The organism is Bifidobacterium dentium JCM 1195 = DSM 20436 (assembly GCF_001042595.1).
Taxonomy (GTDB): Bacteria; Actinomycetota; Actinomycetes; order Actinomycetales; family Bifidobacteriaceae; genus Bifidobacterium; species Bifidobacterium dentium.
The window spans coordinates 779,811-795,249 of the sequence record NZ_AP012326.1 but is presented as its reverse complement, the minus strand read 5'-3'; the positions used below and the strand labels follow the sequence as shown (position 1 = coordinate 795,249).

Here is a 15,439-nt window from a genome sequence, read left to right as displayed (position 1 = left end):
ACTGCCATCACAATCTATTGGTCGACGGCATCGCCTGATGTGCGATGCCTGTCGAATTCGAAGGTGTGCAGGAACTGCTGCGCACGTTCGGTCTGCGGGTGGGTGAAGAATCTCTCGGCATCATCGGACTGCTCCACGATGCCACCGTCTTCAAGCAGGATGACCTGGTCGGCGATAGCCCGCGCGAACTGCATCTCATGCGTGACGATGAGCATGGTCTGGCCGCGATCGGCGAGTTCGAGCATCACGTCGAGCACCTCACGCACCATTTCCGGGTCAAGCGCGGCGGTGACCTCGTCGAACAGCAGCACTTCCGGATGCAGAATCAACGCTCGGCAGATGGCCACACGCTGACGCTGACCGCCGGAAAGCTCATGTGGCCAGGCATCCTTGCGATCAGCCAGTCCAACACGTTCCAGCAGCGCGACGGCCTCCTCTTCGACCTCGGCCTTGTCACGCTTCTGCACGAGGGTCGGCGCAAGCGTGATGTTGCCGAGTACGGTTTTGTTCGGAAACAGGTCATAGCTTTGAAACACCATGCCGATACGCGTGCGCAACTCACTGCTGCGCTTGCTGCGACCTGCGGATTCGGTGCCCGGCCTGCCGGTTTCGATGACCTCGCCATTGAGCGATATGGTACCGCCCTGGATCGGCTCGAGTCCCGCGATGGTGCGCAACAGCGTCGATTTGCCGGAACCGGAAGGTCCGACGATCACGAACACCTTGCCGTGCGGTACCTCGAAGGAAATATCGTTCAGCACCGGCCTGTCGGCGTTGGCGTACTGCTTGACCAGATGCGCGACCTGAAGGCTTGGCTGCTGCATGTCAGTCATGCGACCACCTCTTTTCCAGTCGGCGGGCCACGATGGACAGCGGCCAGCACACGATGAAGTACATGAAGAAGATCACCCCGTAAATCCACAAGGTTCCGGTCGGGTATTGAAAACGGTTCGCATCGATAATCTGCTGGCCCACCTTGATCACCTCGACCACACCGAGCAGTACTGCCAGCGAAGTGGTCTTGACGATTCTGGTGGCGAGATTCACCGAAGCCGGAAGAAGCCTGCGCAACGCCTGCGGCAGAATCACCCGGGTGAAGGTCTGCCAGGGACCAAGTCCCAGTACGTAAGCGGACTCATATTGCGCGTCGGGAATCGATTCGAGCGCACCACGCACAAGATCGCCCAGCTCGGCGCCGCCCCACAGCACGAATACGAACACGCAGGCACCGGTCGCATCCAGGTTCCAGTTCCAGGCGCGGGCAAAACCGTAGAACGCAATGAACAGCAATGCCAGCTGCGGCATGATGCGAATGAAATCAAGATAGATGCGGGTCAGCAATCGGATGACGGGATTGTTCATCGTCATCAGCCAACCGACGATCAGTCCGACCGGAACGGAAAGCACGACGGACACGCCGGCAATCCACACCGTGACCCACAGTCCCTGCAGCAAGCGTGGAAAGACGCCCGGCTGGAGCAGAATCTCAGCGCCGTTCATAGTCGAACCTCCGCTCCAGCCATGTGCCGAACAGCGAAATCGGCAGCAGAATAATCAAGTATGCGACCACCAACATGAACAGCGACTCATACGTGCTGTAATACATGCCGATCAGATCCTTGGCCATATACATCACGTCGGCGAGCGCGATGGCGGAAACCACGGAAGACTCCTTGATCAGAAAGATCACATTGGCCACCACGCCGGGAATGGACGTGCTGACGGCCTGCGGAATAACCACACGGCTCAGGGTCTGCCATGTATTGAATCCCAGTACGTAGGCGGATTCGCGTTGTACGTTGGGTATGGTCTCAAGTCCGCCGCGCATCGCCTCGGCCATGTAGGAGCCGCCGAGAAAACCGAGTCCCACGATGGCGCATTGTTCGGCCGACCAAACCACGCCGAGCTTCGGCAGACCGAAGTACAGAAAGTACAGCTGCACCAGCAACGGGGTGTTGCGGCTCAGTTCGATGTAAACGCGCACGATCTGCCGCAGGACGGGGATACGTGCGATTTCAACGCCCGCGCAGACCAGACCGACGGCAATCGCGAGGGCGATGCCGAACACCGAGATGAACAGCGTCATTTCAGAGCCTGTGACAAAAAACGGCGCATAATGCGTGATAAACGTCCAGTCGAGCACGTGTCACCTCCTCGCCTCTCATCGCTATTCGCGTGTCCATATCCGATGCGCACTGTCGTACGACCTGTTTGACAGGCGCGGCCCATCGTAGCGCGGAACGGACCGGCAACAGGCCATGGCGTTATCGGATTTTCATATAGGGACTTATCAGGAACCCGCGAACCGGCCTCCCGGCAATCCTTTCACAGTATCGCACAGCATGCGTTTCTGCTGTAAGCCGATGACCGAATGTGAAGATTGGGTACACCTCGCGAGAGAGTAGGCACATGCTCATTCGACATGCAACCATGGATGACCTTGACGCGATTGTGGCGGTCGAAGCCGCGTGCTTCCCTCCTGCGGAGGCGGCGAGCAACGAAAGCCTCACCGCTCGCGTCGCCGCGTACCCCGACCATTTCTGGCTGTTGGTCAACACCGAAAGCGACGATGACGCCTGCTTCCCCGCTTCCGTCCAGGATGGCACGCTCGTAGGCTTCGTCAACGGCATGACCACCGACGAACCGGATCTCAGCGACGCCATGTACGATGACGCCTCCATGCATGACGAGAACGGGGCATGGCAGATGATCTTCGGCGTGGATACGGCTCCCGTGTATCAGCATCGTGGTTGCGCCAGCTATCTGCTGCGTCGCGTGATATTGGATTCGGTGCTCGCCGGACGTAACGGCATCGTGCTCACCTGCAAGGAACGTCTGATTGGATTCTACGCCCGCTTGGGATTCGTGGATGAGGGCGTTTCCTCATCCACCCATGGCAATGTGGTCTGGCATCAGATGCGATTAAAACTCACGCATGCCACCACCGAGCAGGCCGATCGCGCCGCCGAAGGACCTGGCGAGGTCACCGCGGCCATCGCCGTGGTCAAGGCGGGCATGCCTTCCGGCTCGCCGACCAGGCCAGTGGAGGCCGCCGAGCCCGGCATAGGCGATGCGATCGGTGCTGCGACCGAATCCGCCACCCTCCCGCAGTACGCCCCTGCCTCAGCCGACACGCTGAATACCAGCAGCCATGCCACGCTTCCCGCCAAAATTGCCGCGATGGCGACCGCGAAAAGCATTCGTGTGGCCATGAGCGAGGCCACCGCCACCATGGATCGCGAGGTTCCCGAGACCACGGAGTTTCCAGCGGTGACCGCACAGAGCTGACGTTTCGCCGCACACCCTACGACACGCCGATGATTTGCATTTCGTGGATTATCCACGTAAGTTAGCACTCGCTTCGGGCGGTTGGCGCAGAGGTAGCGCACTTCCCTGACACGGAAGGGGTCACAAGTTCGAATCTTGTATCGCCCACGCGAAGCGGATGACGAAGCCGGCAAGCCGGTGGAGACATCCACGGGTGATTGGCGCAGCGGCTAGCGCACTTCCTTCACACGGAAGGGGTCATAGGTTCGATTCCTATATCACCCACTGAATTTCTGCTTCTCACGGCAGAAATTCTTTGCGGACATAGCTTAGTTGGTAAAGCGCAACCTTGCCAAGGTTGAGACCGCGGGTTCGAGTCCCGTTGTCCGCTCCAGTAAATCTCATTCGGCAAAACCTCAGCATCATTCGATACTGGGGTTTTTTCTTTTCACCGCATCAGACTACCGTCGGGTTGTCCCCATCATGCGCCGACGATAATCGGGACAACCCGACGATGCTTCCTACTCCCCCACGCCACTCCATGCATAGCCGAGATGCATGAATTCCGGCACCTTGTACCATTTGACCGGATAGCCCGCACCATGCGCGCAAAACACCGAATCCGGCGTGTTTTCCAGATCGGCTTCCGGATCGTATGCCGCGTTCTCAATCACCTCATCGGCATTATGGCAAGGACGGTATCCGGCGAAGACGCAACTTAAATGTCCGCGGCCATGCGTGTAGGCGTTCACATCCATCGCGTAGTCCTGCATTTCGGCCACCGGAGCGGTGCCATCCAATACCATGTACTCACCATCGGGACTCGGAGTCTCGAATGTGCCACCCATCCGCTGCACGTCAGCCATGGCATGACCGACCATGTCCTGCGGTACTTCCAGACGGAAGCCATACCACGGTTCCAACAGACGGCAATCGCCCTGCTTCTTCGCCTCCATCAGGCCCTGCCTGATCGCACGATATGTGGCCTGGCGGAAATCACCGCCCTCCGTATGTTTCAGATGCGCACGGCCGACCAACAACGTAATCCTCATATCGGTGATAGGCGAGCCGGTAAGCACACCCAGATGTTCACGTTCCTGACAATGTTGCAAAATCAGTCTCTGCCAGTTACGGTCAAGCACGTCCTCGCTGCACACGGTCGCATACCGCATGCCGCTTCCGGCCGGCAACGGCTCAAGCAGCACATGGGTCTCCGCATAGTGACGTAACGGTTCGAAATGGCCCACGCCTTCAATCGGTTTGGCAATCGTCTCCTTGTAGAGAATGCTGCCCGGACCGAACGAAACGTCCAATCCGAAACGGTCGTGCATCATCTGCTGGATAATCTCCAGCTGTACGGCACCCATCAACTGCAAGTGCACTTCTTCGAGACGCGTCTGCCACACGACATGCAGTAGCGGATCCTCATCCTCCAACTCGCGCAACGCCACGAGGCATTTGTGGATGTCACACTCTCCTGGCAGCAGCGTGTAGGTGAGCACCGGCTGCAGTATCGGACTCTCACCGTTGCGTTCAAAGCCCAGGCCTGCGCCGGGGAATGTCCGTGTCAAGCCCGTCACCGCACACACCGTACCGGCCGGAACCGTGTCAACCGTGGTGAATTTCGCACCGGAGTAGACACGCACCTGATCGGCCTTTTCATGCCATGTACCGTCTTCACCGCACGAACCGTCGCCTGCCGTGGCGGAACCGACCCGCACCGTGCCGGTCAGCAATGCCTTCGCCGCGAAGTCGCCGCCCGTCACTTTCAACCAAGTCAGGCGATTGCCTTGCGCATCATGTGACACCTTATATATACGCGCTCCGAGTTCGTTGCCGTAGCAAGGCTCTTCAACGTATCGTTCGAAGCCTGACATGAATGCTTCGACGCCTTCCATTTTCAGAGCCGAACCGAAGAAGCAAGGGAAGATCTCGCGATGCACGATCATGGTACGGATGGTTTCATCCGAAACGGTTCCGGCTTCGAGGTAGGCGTTCATGGCGGATTCGTCCTGCATGGCGATTGCTTCCATGGCATCCGCAAATGCGGGATTGTCTGCGCCCCGCTCCCCTGCACCGGTGAAACCTGTAAAGTCGATGCAGCCATCGGAAAAACGTTGCTTGAGTTGGTTCAACAATGTCGCCTTATCGGCACCGGGCGCATCCATCTTATTGATGAAGACGAAAGTGGGCACCTGGTAACGTGCCAGCAATCGCCACAGCGTCTCGGTATGACCCTGAATGCCGTCGGTGCCGGAGATCACCAGAATCGCATAGTCGAGTACACGCAGGGTGCGTTCCGTTTCGGCGGAGAAATCGACGTGGCCTGGAGTGTCAAGCAGGGTCAGCGTAAGACCGTCCGCTTTGATGATGGCCGGTTCGGTGAAGATGGTGATGCCGCGCTGACGCTCCATTGCATTCGTGTCGAGAAACGCATCGCCATGATCCACACGGCCAAGCCTGCGCACCTGACCGGTGGCATAGAGCAACGCCTCCGACAATGTGGTCTTACCCGCATCCACATGTGCCAGAATGCCGGTGACGATTCGTTTCATAATCCCTCCCACAGGCCGACTAACCTATCAACAACATACACACCGCCCCTGTCTCAACAATCGCAATCGTCGTCGCGAAGGGCACGTGCAATGCCGCCATCCTTGGCCATGTGCCAACGATCTCGGATGGCTCAGCGTCCAAATTATTCCAGCTTGTGGGTGAATCACCTCGCTCGCAAGCCACTCAGAATCCCGAAACATCCAGACACTGGAACAATCACCCCGTTCACAGACTTCTCAGCGTCCCAAATCATCCGGCCTGTGGATGAATCATCCCGCTGGGCGCTCCCGCAATGCACCAAATCATCCAGTCACTGGAACAATCACCCCTGCAAATGGCTTCTCAACGTCCCGATTTCTCCAGTGACTGGCGCAATCATCCCGCTGCAGGGTTTGTGAATGGGATACATCATCCACCCACTGGATTATTTATCCCCTCAACCAATCAAACAGGATGTTGGCATCATTACGGGAACCCCTCATCGTCGCATCGACCGAACACACGCGAAAGGGTTTGCACCATGCAAACTCATAGCCACGGTGTTCACAAGGCTTTGAGAACAATACCCATTGCGGCGAGAATCACCCCGATGTATTGGGCGGCTCGTACATGTTTGCGAGGTACTCCCAACAGGCCGAATCGGTCGACCACAAGCCCTCCGCCAACCTGCCCGAGCAATATGAGCATGACCGTCATACCGGTGCCGATTTCCGAGGACAGATATGCATTGCACATCACCAGAGTCGCCCCCAGTAATCCGCCTACCCACATCCACCATGGGTTGCCTTTTTCCAACGCATCGCCGAGACTGTAGGTATGGTCGACCAGACCCACCACAATCGTCAGAGCAGCCAGCCCGACGACAAAGGAGGCCAACGAAGCCTTGGCGGGAGATCCCAACGAGACGCCAAGTCTGCCGAGCAAGGCCGTTTGAACAGCCGAACACATGCCGAAGGATACCCCTGCCAAACTCCATAGCGCCATCGCAAGCACATCGTGCGAAGCTCCCGGATTGACATGTCGTCTCACTCCTGCATCATCCGCCGCATCTCGATGACCCAGCTGCAGACCGGCCCCCATGACGGCAAGCAGGAAACCCGCCATTGCAAGAACCGTGCCGCATACACGCAACGGTGAAATCGCCCGCTGTTGTGCGCCGAACCAGCCAAAAGCGTCGATCAGCAATCCCATGACGATCTGCCCCGCGACCGTCATGATCACGGTCCTCAAACTACCTAATTTCGGCAATAGCAACACGTTGCCGGTCAGGAACGTCACGCCGAACACACCGGCGAGCCACATCCACCATGGGCCGTCCGCCGCCGTAGCCGACAACAACGGATAAGGCCCCGTCGCCAACACAATGGCCAGCATCGACAGCAACCCCACACTGAACGACACCATTGAGGCACGCAAGGGCGAACCGACAGAACGGCCCAGACGCGCGTTCACCGCTGTTTGCACCGGCGTAATGGAACCCGAAAAAACACCCAACAGCAACTGCAGCATGCCTTGACTCCTTCTTCCTCCAGCACGTCACTATAGTAGGATGCAATTTCCAAACTACCGACGCTAAGAACCCGTCAGCGTCGGTGGATTGGGAAAGATCCTAATCCACCGACGGTAGATGGCATGTCAGCGTCGGTGGATTGAATGTTCTCCCAATCCACCGATGGTGAGGCGTATCTTAGCGTCGGTAGATTGGGGGGAACTATGGAAAAGTCCCCGCTCCGTATGGGGGCGAGGACTTGATCGTGACCCCGGGGAGACTCGAACTCCCGACCTTGAGATTAGAAGTCACATGCTCTATCCAGCTGAGCTACAGGGCCAAACCTGATTCAGTATAGTCAGTTCACACGCGGTTGCCAACTTGACACATCAACAATTCTGCCCCACCCCGTCACATTCCCCTCATCAACAAGCGCAATCCGGCATCCCTGAGCTCAATCATCGATAACATGTCGCTCGTTGCGAACCCATACCATTAGGGCAGCAGAGGAGATGCAACGAAGTTTATACGCTCCCTCACCCGGTGTTTTTACAGTGAAAACCCAGATGCATCTTACTCGAACGCCCCGCAAGACAATGGGACCACATCCCTACGCCCCTCTTTACCGCACAGACCGCTATGCCGCAGTTCGCCCTATAATTACGAGTCTGCCCGTAATTCACGGTAATTGTCACACCATTGGCGACCGGAGTAGAATTACCCGCATAAGGATTTGAAAGTACCGCATACCGGCCGCGCGACAGATAATGCCTTATCATTCACAGCGGCGAAAGAGTCAACGAATGAAACGCAGAGAATCTTTGCTTGTCGCCGTCTGCATTGGCGTGCTATCCTTTTTCCTATTTCGTTTTGCGCTTGTGGATTGCATCGAAATATGGCAAACCATTGAATCCATACTGGGATCGCTCCATCCTTTCATGCAATCCCACGTATGCATCATCGCCTTGCTTACCTGTTGCTCATTAATCACGGCACTGCTTACATATCAAATCTGCATAGGTAAAATTCATGTTCTATTGCTATATTTCATCACTGCATTATATCTTTTATTAATTTTTGCAATAATAATGCTTAAAAGTAGAGGAATATCCGGCTTTAATGTTAACCCATTATTGATTGTCCAAGAACTCCTTCAAGCACCTCTCACAGTTCTGTTCAACATGCTTGCATTCATGCCAATAGGCTTTATGCTGGCATGGAAGTGTCAGTCCCCCAAAGTCACAATCCTGCTTTTCCTCGCATTCATTACGATTTGCGAACTCATCCAAAGCATCTTGCATCTGGGTATTTTCGACGTTGATGACATCCTGCTCAACACCTTTGGCTTCGCCCTTGGCTTTCTTGCGCAAAACCATACCGATTCCCGCGGATGGAGCATGCAGAGACAAGGGAACTTCGTCATCATCAGCAAACGATGACGCCCTTGAATTCGACGATATGTCCGACACCGCGGACAATCCATCGAATCGCCCAGTCACAACCGGCTCACGGCTCGATAATCCAGCTCAATCCTACGAGCACGATGAGAAACAGCACGTTCACCGCGGAGTAGACGGCCAGATAGCGGCCCTTCTTGTTCGGATACTTGCGCACCACATTCTTGTAGCCAATCAGCGAGGCCATGGATGCGATCAGCGTACCCATGCCACCCAGATTGGTGCCGATGATCAGCTCACGCCACTGGTCGCAGAAACCGGAGAGCAACAGCGTGGTCGGCACGTTGGAGATGAACTGGCTGGAGACTACGGACACCTCCAGCGGGTGCGCGCCCACCAGCGAGGCCGCCAGCTCATAGAATTCCGGCACACGCTTCATGTTGCCGATGAAGATGAAGAACATGCAGAACGTAAGCGGCAGTCCCCAATCGACATTGCGGAATACGCGGCGATCGCACAGCAGAAAAGCCGCCACCACGATCACGCACATGACCCACAGCGGAATGAAATCACTCACCGCGAGCAGGCAGACCACGAACAGCGCACAATATACCAGCGTGCGCCAGCCGCCATAACCGGCACCATAGCCGGTCACGCGGATCTCATCCGGCTGCGGCTGGTCGGCGCGAGGAGCGAGCACGTTCTGTTCGATGCCGACACCGTCGATCGAAGAGAATTCGGAAACCGGCTTCTTGCCGAATACCACGCAAGTGATGAGTACCAGTAGCACCGCCGCGGTCGCCGAATATGGTGCCATGATGCCGATCATTTCAGATGATGGCATGCCGGTAAGCGCCTTCAGATACAGGTTGTGCGCATTGCCGATCGGGGTGAGCATGCTGCCGACGTTCGCACCGACCGTCATCAGCGTGCCGACGAGCACCGCATGCTCCTCCATATGAGCCATGGTGAGCACGGCCAACGCGAATGGGATGAACGTGACCAATGCCACGTCGTTGGTGATCAGCATGCCGGAGAAATAGGTGAGCGAAATCAGCGTGATCACCAGACCGCGTGCGGTGCTGACATGATGCAGCAGACGCGAGCCGATGATACGGAACACACCGATGCGTTGGAACCCGCACACCACCAACATCAGGCAGATGAGCTGCGAGATGGTGCTGGCATGAATATAGCCGGCATACTCCTTATCCGGCGGAACGATGAAGCACGAGATCACGGCGAGTATGGAAGCCACTACGAGAATGGTCTCGTTCTTCAGGACCTTGACCACCAAACGTCGCATCCATTCCTCCAGGAATCCTCACCTGCAACATCGTCTGCAACAGTGAGCTATGTTCATCAAATGCCGTACCCACTTTACCCGAAACTCCGCCTATCATAAGGCCTCGGCGTGCTGAAATTCCGACCATTCCAACGTTTTTCGACCACTCCGCCTTACTGCCTTATGCCATTGCAAACCGGCAAAACACCCAAAAGCATTGCCATGGACCTGTTATTGATAAAGTCTTCAACAAGGATTTCGTCTATTGTTCGGATAGCGTTCAGCACCGGTTCGCTTTCGTCACCTTCCGTTCGCCAAACGACACGTCGACATGCACGAAGACGCCCATGACGGGCTCCTACCTAAGTGGGTGGATCATTCGGCGAACCTTCGTCAGGCGATGTTGTTGCCGTACACCTTCGCCTGCAGATCCTTGCGCAGGGCCTCCATGTTCGTGACCTGACCGAGCAACTCGATCTTCTCACCGCCATCCGGCAACTGCGCCATACGACGCTTGGCCGCACCGATCTTACGCATAAGACCCATGTCTAGCAGGCGGGCCAGCAGCTCGGAGGCATAACGCCGTTCGGCATCCGTCGGTTTGCGCAGCTGCACGGCACCTTCCTGCTCCCGCGACGCCCGGCCCATGTTCATGTCGTCTTCGCTCGGCGGCAGCGGCAATGGCATGACCGCCAGCTCGTTGATTACCGATTCGAGCATCGGCCCGCCGGCCTTGGTCAGATTATGCATCCACAGACCTTGCGGCGTATCCTCGCTCGGCAAGCCACCTGCCGCGGCCACGGCCTGGAACAACGAACGGAACACCGGCGTAATGAAGTTCGACAATGTGAGCCCTGCGAACATGCTCGGCTCCACGGCACGCGGCACCTGAATCAGCGTGGCCATGAACTGCTGTTCGCAGATGAACACGGCATCATCGATACGGTAGTAGGTCTGCTCGGTGGCGTCACGATGCTCCAAGGCCTTCCGCACGGAGCGATTCTCATACGGGTTGGCACCTTGTTCCACGCGCTGTTCCACGGCGTTGCCACCGACGTAGCGTCGTTTCGGCGCGTAGGCATCGTCATCGCGTACGTTGAGCTTACGACGGGCATCGCGCACTTCACGTTGCATGATGTCCAGATCGATGCCGATACGACGAACCGCCTTGCGGGTGTACAGGTCCAACAGCGAACGATCCCGAATCTGCGCGATCAGTGGCGCGACCGCCTTGACCGCCCCCATCTGACCGGTCGTATAGGTGGTGTCGAACCGGCCGATCGCCGCCTCGATCACAAAGTCATACAGCGGTTTCGCCTGCTCAATCAGAGAACGCACCGCCTCGTTGCCCCGTTTGATGCGCAGGTCGCATGGATCGAGGTTGTCATCGGCCACGGCCACGAAGGTCTGCGACAGAAACGCCGAGTCCAAGCCAAACGCATGGATGGCGGCCTTCTGCCCGGCCGCATCGCCATCGAAAGTGAATACGATGCGCGAGCTCAATGCCTGACCTTCGACCTTCAAAGGTCCGACCAACTGTACGGCTCCCAGCGAATCATCGGCAATCAGACGCCGCACGATCTTGGCATGTTCGGCACCGAACGCAGTACCGCAAGTGGCTATGGCGGTATCGATGCCGGCCAGATGCATGGCCATCACATCGGTGTAGCCTTCGACGATCACCACCTGACGCTTCTTCACGATCGCGGATTTTGCCATATCGATGCCGTACAGCACCTGGTTCTTGCGATACAACTGCGTATCGGGGGTATTGATGTACTTCGCGTTGATCGCGTCATCCTCATACAGCTTGCGCGCGCCGAAACCAAGCGTACGGCCTGTCGAATCGCGAATCGGCCAGGTCACACGCCCGCGAAAATAATCGTAGACGCCGTGCTGACCCTGACGTGCAAGGCCCGCATCGAGCATCTCCTTCTGCGTGAAGCCCTTGCCCGCCAGATGGCGTACGAGATTGTCCCAACCCTGCGGCGCGTATCCGCAGCCGAATCGCTGGCAGTCAGCCTGGCTGAAATTACGGCCATCGAGCAGTTTGCGGGCGGCAAGCGCCTCTCTGGTCATCAACTGCGATACGAAGAACTCCTGCGCCGCTTCGTTCGCTTCGAGCAGACGGGCACGCTTCGAACCGGCATGCTCGGGCTTGGCGTTCGCCTGATCGTAACGCAACTCGATATGGTACCTGTCGGCCAGCAATTCCACCGCATCACGGAAGTCGATGTTTTCCTGCTGCTCCACATAGCCGAACACGTCGCCGCCGAGGCCACAGCCGAAACAATGCCACACGCCGAGCGCGGGACGCACCGAAAAACTCGGGGTCTTCTCGTCATGGAAGGGACATAGGCCTACGTAAGTGCCGGTTCCGGAAGGTTTGAGCGTGACCGTTGCGGACACGATGTCATACAGATCGGCTGCGGCACGTACTTTTTCGACATCTTCCTTCAGAATCATTCCCGGCATACGTTCCAGAGTACCAGCGTGCCCACAGGTTATGACTACGCGGCGCATGCAACGCACGGCACGATCAAGGCCGTTCGGCCAAGACCGCGATCGCGCATCGCATCCGCCGCTGCGCCAGGAAGCGGGAAAGAACTGGGATTGCTTGGGGTTGTCGTTTGTCCGCCCGTCAGCAAAGCAAGGAGTGAAGGGCCAGTGCGGAGGTGTCGGTGAGGCTGGCGACCTGGTCGATTGCGACGCGCAGGCGGGCGTTGTCGTCGGCGGCCTCATTCCAATCGTCGAGAAACACGCTTTCGAGCGCGCTGGAGGGGCGCGGATCGTCGGCCATGAACACTTCGACCAGATCGGCGACAATCCGTCGTTCCGCATCATGCATCGGTTCACGTTCGCCCGGGGCCATCACGAAATGCACGGTGATGCCTTTCAACGCCACGATTTCGTAGCTGGTTTCCTCAGGGATGATGAGATTGCCATGGTAGCGGGTGAGCGGATCGCTGCCGTACACGTCCCGCGTCGCGGCTTCGACGGAGTTCGCGAACCGTCCGATCAGGTCGCTGGTCATATTCTTCAGGGCTGCCAGCGAATGGCGAGATCCGTCAAAGTAGCCGGGAAAAGTGCCACGATGATGCATACGATGAAATGCCGCCACAAGTTGGTCGGGATCCCACTGCCGGCCGTACCAGCTACGTGAATCCTCAATGACGGCGTCGATCACACTGCTTTCGTGCAGTACGTCCGGATTGAACGATCCGGTGGCGATGGCGTCCTCCACGTCATGCACGCTGTAGGCGATGTCGTCAGACAGATCCATGACCTGGCACTCAACCGGCCTCGCAGCCTTGGGAGCGCCTTGCTTGAGCCATTCGAACACTCCCCCGTCATCCGGGTAGACGCAGAATTTCGCGCTGCGTTCCCCTTTGGGATGCTCGGCGGCCTCGGCGTAGGTCCACGGGTATTTGACGGTGGCGTCAAGCGCCGCACGTGTCAGATTCACTCCGGCGGGGCGCCCATCGGGAAACAGTATTTTCGGTTCGAGCCGGGTGAGCAATCTCAAGGTTTGCGCATTGCCTTCGAAACCGCCGATATGTTCCGCGATTTCAGCAAGCACACGCTCTCCGTTGTGTCCGAACGGCGGGTGGCCGAGATCGTGCGCGAGACAGGCGCAGTCGACCACATCCGGATCACAGCCGAGGGAGGCGCCAATCTGACGGCCAATCTGCGCAACCTCCAACGTGTGCGTGAGTCGGGTTCGTACGAAATCGTCGGTACCGGCCACCAACACCTGACTTTTCGCGCCGAGCCTACGGAGTGCCGACGAGTGAATCAGCCGGGCCCGATCACGCTGGAAGGCGGTGCGCGTACTGGATTTCGGCGGTTCCGGGGCCCACCGTTCTTCATCGAAAGACGTGTAACCAACCGTCATGGGCACCTCCGCTCAGCACACCCCGGTCGACCTGAAGGCCAACCGCTCCCGCCGGCAGGCGCTCGACTGGCACCCATCGTTCCGACGAATCAGGTACTTTACAGAATACTGTTCGAATCGAGTTTGGCGAGATCTTCGGCGGACAGCACCTCCGTGGCATGCTCGTACAGGCGCGGGATGCGATTGCGCAGGCAGGTGAAGATCTCATAGCTGATGGTGTCGGCGGCACGGCCCCAATCGTCGGCGGTGGGTTCGGCGTAATCCTCGCCGCGACCCGGACCGAACAGTTCCACCGTATCTCCCTCGTGGATGCCGAGCGCATCCGCGGAGCCATGCAGGTCAAGAATGAACTGGTCCATGCATACCCGGCCGGACACACGGTACAGACGCGGACCTTCAGCGGTCATCACACGCACCGGGCCGCCAGCCTTGACCACATGCTTGGCACCTTCCATATCGAAGCCGGAAGCGGAACGGTGAATGCCGTCCGCATACCCGATTGGTACGATCGCCGTGGAAGTGTCGGTCGGGGTCAGATAGGTGCGGCCATAGGAGATGCCATGTCCCGCCTCGACATCCTTGACGGTGCCGAGCTGCGCCTGCAAGGTCATGGCCGGCTTCAGACCATACGTACCGGGCGTGCCCATGGCCGGATCCGCCTCGTAACCGTACAGGCCGATGCCCGGACGGGTCAGCTCGAAATGGATTTCCGGACGGCTCAACGTGGCGGCGGTATTGGCAAGATGACGAATCTCCGGGGCGATGCCGGCCGCTTCCATACGGCGGGTGAAATCCTTGAAATTCTCAATCTGACGGTCGGTGGAGGCTACGAATTCCGGCACGTCCGGCGCATCCGCGACAGCCAGATGGCTCCACTGGCCGACGACATGCAACACGCCCTCCTTGACGAGCGGCACCAACTTGGCGAGTGCCGCGTCGAAACCGGCCGGAGTGAAGCCGTTACGTCCGAAACCGGAATCGACCTTCACATGTACACGGGCGGTTTTGCCGAGACGACGCGCGGCCTCGGCCACGCCGTCGATACCACCAAGCGAACCGACGGAAACGTCGATATCGTTGGCAACCAGCTCAGCGAACGGCACCGCGGTGCCGTTGTAGACCCATGTCAGAATATGGCAGCGGTCCAAGCCGATACCGGCCTTGCGCAGCAAGAGCGCCTCATGCGATTGTGCGGTGCCGAGCCAAGTCGCGCCGCCCGCCAAGGCAGCCAAGGCTGCAGGAATCAGGCCATGGCCATAGGCGTCGGCTTTGACCACGCCCATCACGGCCGTACCCGAATTCGGTCCGCCGACCACGCTCACCAAGTGGCGCATGTTGTCACGCAACGCGGCCAGATCGACGATCGCCTGCGCCGGATACCGCCGACGGGCCGCCTCATAATTCGCCTTGCCCTGGTCGGATGAGAATTGCCATTCACGTGTAGCGCTCAAAGTCATGGCTCCTATTGTTACGCCGTTGTGTGACGTGCCATGTTGCGCACACGCGGATTATGAGACATTTCACGCGGTTTCCACGATTTTGTCCGCGGC

The 15,439-nt window shown here is 58.0% G+C and carries 11 protein-coding genes and 4 tRNA genes; 5 read left to right on the top strand and 10 right to left on the bottom strand.

Annotated features, from left to right (window positions below; translation table 11 throughout):
- Window positions 1-14: 14 nt before the first annotated feature.
- From BBDE_RS03360 to BBDE_RS03350, 3 genes are read right to left on the bottom strand one after another with little or no spacing between them, the layout of a single operon-like run.
- Window positions 15-833, bottom strand: a complete 819-nt coding sequence (locus BBDE_RS03360) for an amino acid ABC transporter ATP-binding protein (protein ID WP_012901981.1) — start codon at window positions 831-833, stop codon at window positions 15-17.
- Window positions 826-1,500: an amino acid ABC transporter permease gene (locus BBDE_RS03355; RefSeq protein WP_003836927.1), complete on the bottom strand. Its 675-nt coding sequence runs from the start codon at window positions 1,498-1,500 to the stop codon at window positions 826-828. The genes BBDE_RS03360 and BBDE_RS03355 overlap by 8 nt, the downstream gene beginning before the upstream one ends.
- On the bottom strand, window positions 1,487-2,143 hold the full coding sequence (locus BBDE_RS03350; RefSeq protein WP_003836928.1) for an amino acid ABC transporter permease: 657 nt from the start codon (window positions 2,141-2,143) through the stop codon (window positions 1,487-1,489). Before BBDE_RS03350 ends, BBDE_RS03355 begins: the two co-directional genes overlap by 14 nt.
- Window positions 2,144-2,409: 266 nt before the next feature.
- Between BBDE_RS03350 and BBDE_RS03345 the strand changes: the two genes are divergently transcribed.
- The 4 genes from BBDE_RS03345 to BBDE_RS03330 all read left to right on the top strand — a co-directional run bounded on the left by BBDE_RS03345 (window position 2,410) and on the right by BBDE_RS03330 (window position 3,661).
- Window positions 2,410-3,288: a GNAT family N-acetyltransferase gene (locus BBDE_RS03345; protein WP_003836929.1), complete on the top strand. Its 879-nt coding sequence runs from the start codon at window positions 2,410-2,412 to the stop codon at window positions 3,286-3,288.
- A 75-nt stretch (window positions 3,289-3,363) separates the two neighbouring features.
- Window positions 3,364-3,435 (top strand) — tRNA-Val (locus tag BBDE_RS03340).
- A 44-nt stretch (window positions 3,436-3,479) separates the two neighbouring features.
- Window positions 3,480-3,552: transfer RNA gene (locus BBDE_RS03335), tRNA-Val, on the top strand.
- A 33-nt stretch (window positions 3,553-3,585) separates the two neighbouring features.
- Window positions 3,586-3,661, top strand: a tRNA-Gly gene (locus tag BBDE_RS03330).
- Window positions 3,662-3,788: 127 nt separating this feature from the next.
- On the opposite strand, the gene BBDE_RS03325 is transcribed toward BBDE_RS03330, so the two are convergent.
- The 3 genes from BBDE_RS03325 to BBDE_RS03315 form a co-directional block, all read right to left on the bottom strand.
- Complete coding sequence (locus tag BBDE_RS03325) at window positions 3,789-5,822, bottom strand: elongation factor G (RefSeq protein ID WP_003836931.1); 2,034 nt, start codon at window positions 5,820-5,822, stop codon at window positions 3,789-3,791.
- Window positions 5,823-6,366: 544 nt separating this feature from the next.
- The gene (locus BBDE_RS03320; protein ID WP_003836936.1) at window positions 6,367-7,332 is read right to left on the bottom strand and encodes a DMT family transporter; all 966 of its coding nucleotides are present in this window, start codon (window positions 7,330-7,332) and stop codon (window positions 6,367-6,369) included.
- 246 nt (window positions 7,333-7,578) lie between these two features.
- A tRNA-Arg gene (locus BBDE_RS03315) sits at window positions 7,579-7,652 on the bottom strand.
- 463 nt (window positions 7,653-8,115) lie between these two features.
- On the opposite strand from BBDE_RS03315, the gene BBDE_RS03310 reads away from it, so the two are divergent.
- Complete coding sequence (locus tag BBDE_RS03310) at window positions 8,116-8,751, top strand: VanZ family protein (protein ID WP_003836937.1); 636 nt, start codon at window positions 8,116-8,118, stop codon at window positions 8,749-8,751.
- Between the two features lie 67 nt (window positions 8,752-8,818).
- Here BBDE_RS03310 and BBDE_RS03305 read toward each other — a convergent pair whose 3' ends face one another.
- From BBDE_RS03305 to alr, 4 genes are all read right to left on the bottom strand, one after another.
- On the bottom strand, window positions 8,819-10,015 hold the full coding sequence (locus BBDE_RS03305) for an anion transporter (RefSeq protein ID WP_003836938.1): 1,197 nt from the start codon (window positions 10,013-10,015) through the stop codon (window positions 8,819-8,821).
- A gap of 372 nt (window positions 10,016-10,387) precedes the next feature.
- Window positions 10,388-12,469: a DNA primase gene (gene dnaG, locus BBDE_RS03300; protein ID WP_003836940.1), complete on the bottom strand. Its 2,082-nt coding sequence runs from the start codon at window positions 12,467-12,469 to the stop codon at window positions 10,388-10,390.
- Window positions 12,470-12,635: 166 nt separating this feature from the next.
- On the bottom strand, window positions 12,636-13,889 hold the full coding sequence (locus BBDE_RS03295) for a deoxyguanosinetriphosphate triphosphohydrolase (RefSeq protein ID WP_003836942.1): 1,254 nt from the start codon (window positions 13,887-13,889) through the stop codon (window positions 12,636-12,638).
- 98 nt (window positions 13,890-13,987) lie between these two features.
- The gene (alr, locus tag BBDE_RS03290; protein ID WP_003836944.1) at window positions 13,988-15,346 is read right to left on the bottom strand and encodes an alanine racemase; all 1,359 of its coding nucleotides are present in this window, start codon (window positions 15,344-15,346) and stop codon (window positions 13,988-13,990) included.
- Window positions 15,347-15,439: the final 93 nt, after the last annotated feature.

What these genes read in the sequence shown, in the direction of transcription:
- BBDE_RS03295 (WP_003836942.1), bottom strand. Translation starts at nt 13,889, where the DNA reads ATGACGGTTGGTTACACGTCTTTCGATGAAGAACGGTGGGCCCCGGAA.
- BBDE_RS03360 (WP_012901981.1), bottom strand. Translation starts at nt 833, where the DNA reads ATGACTGACATGCAGCAGCCAAGCCTTCAGGTCGCGCATCTGGTCAAG.
- alr (WP_003836944.1), bottom strand. Translation starts at nt 15,346, where the DNA reads ATGACTTTGAGCGCTACACGTGAATGGCAATTCTCATCCGACCAGGGC.
- BBDE_RS03310 (WP_003836937.1), top strand. Translation starts at nt 8,116, where the DNA reads ATGAAACGCAGAGAATCTTTGCTTGTCGCCGTCTGCATTGGCGTGCTA.
- BBDE_RS03345 (WP_003836929.1), top strand. Translation starts at nt 2,410, where the DNA reads ATGCTCATTCGACATGCAACCATGGATGACCTTGACGCGATTGTGGCG.
- BBDE_RS03325 (WP_003836931.1), bottom strand. Translation starts at nt 5,822, where the DNA reads ATGAAACGAATCGTCACCGGCATTCTGGCACATGTGGATGCGGGTAAG.
- BBDE_RS03320 (WP_003836936.1), bottom strand. Translation starts at nt 7,332, where the DNA reads ATGCTGCAGTTGCTGTTGGGTGTTTTTTCGGGTTCCATTACGCCGGTG.
- dnaG (WP_003836940.1), bottom strand. Translation starts at nt 12,469, where the DNA reads ATGCCGGGAATGATTCTGAAGGAAGATGTCGAAAAAGTACGTGCCGCA.
- BBDE_RS03355 (WP_003836927.1), bottom strand. Translation starts at nt 1,500, where the DNA reads ATGAACGGCGCTGAGATTCTGCTCCAGCCGGGCGTCTTTCCACGCTTG.
- BBDE_RS03305 (WP_003836938.1), bottom strand. Translation starts at nt 10,015, where the DNA reads ATGCGACGTTTGGTGGTCAAGGTCCTGAAGAACGAGACCATTCTCGTA.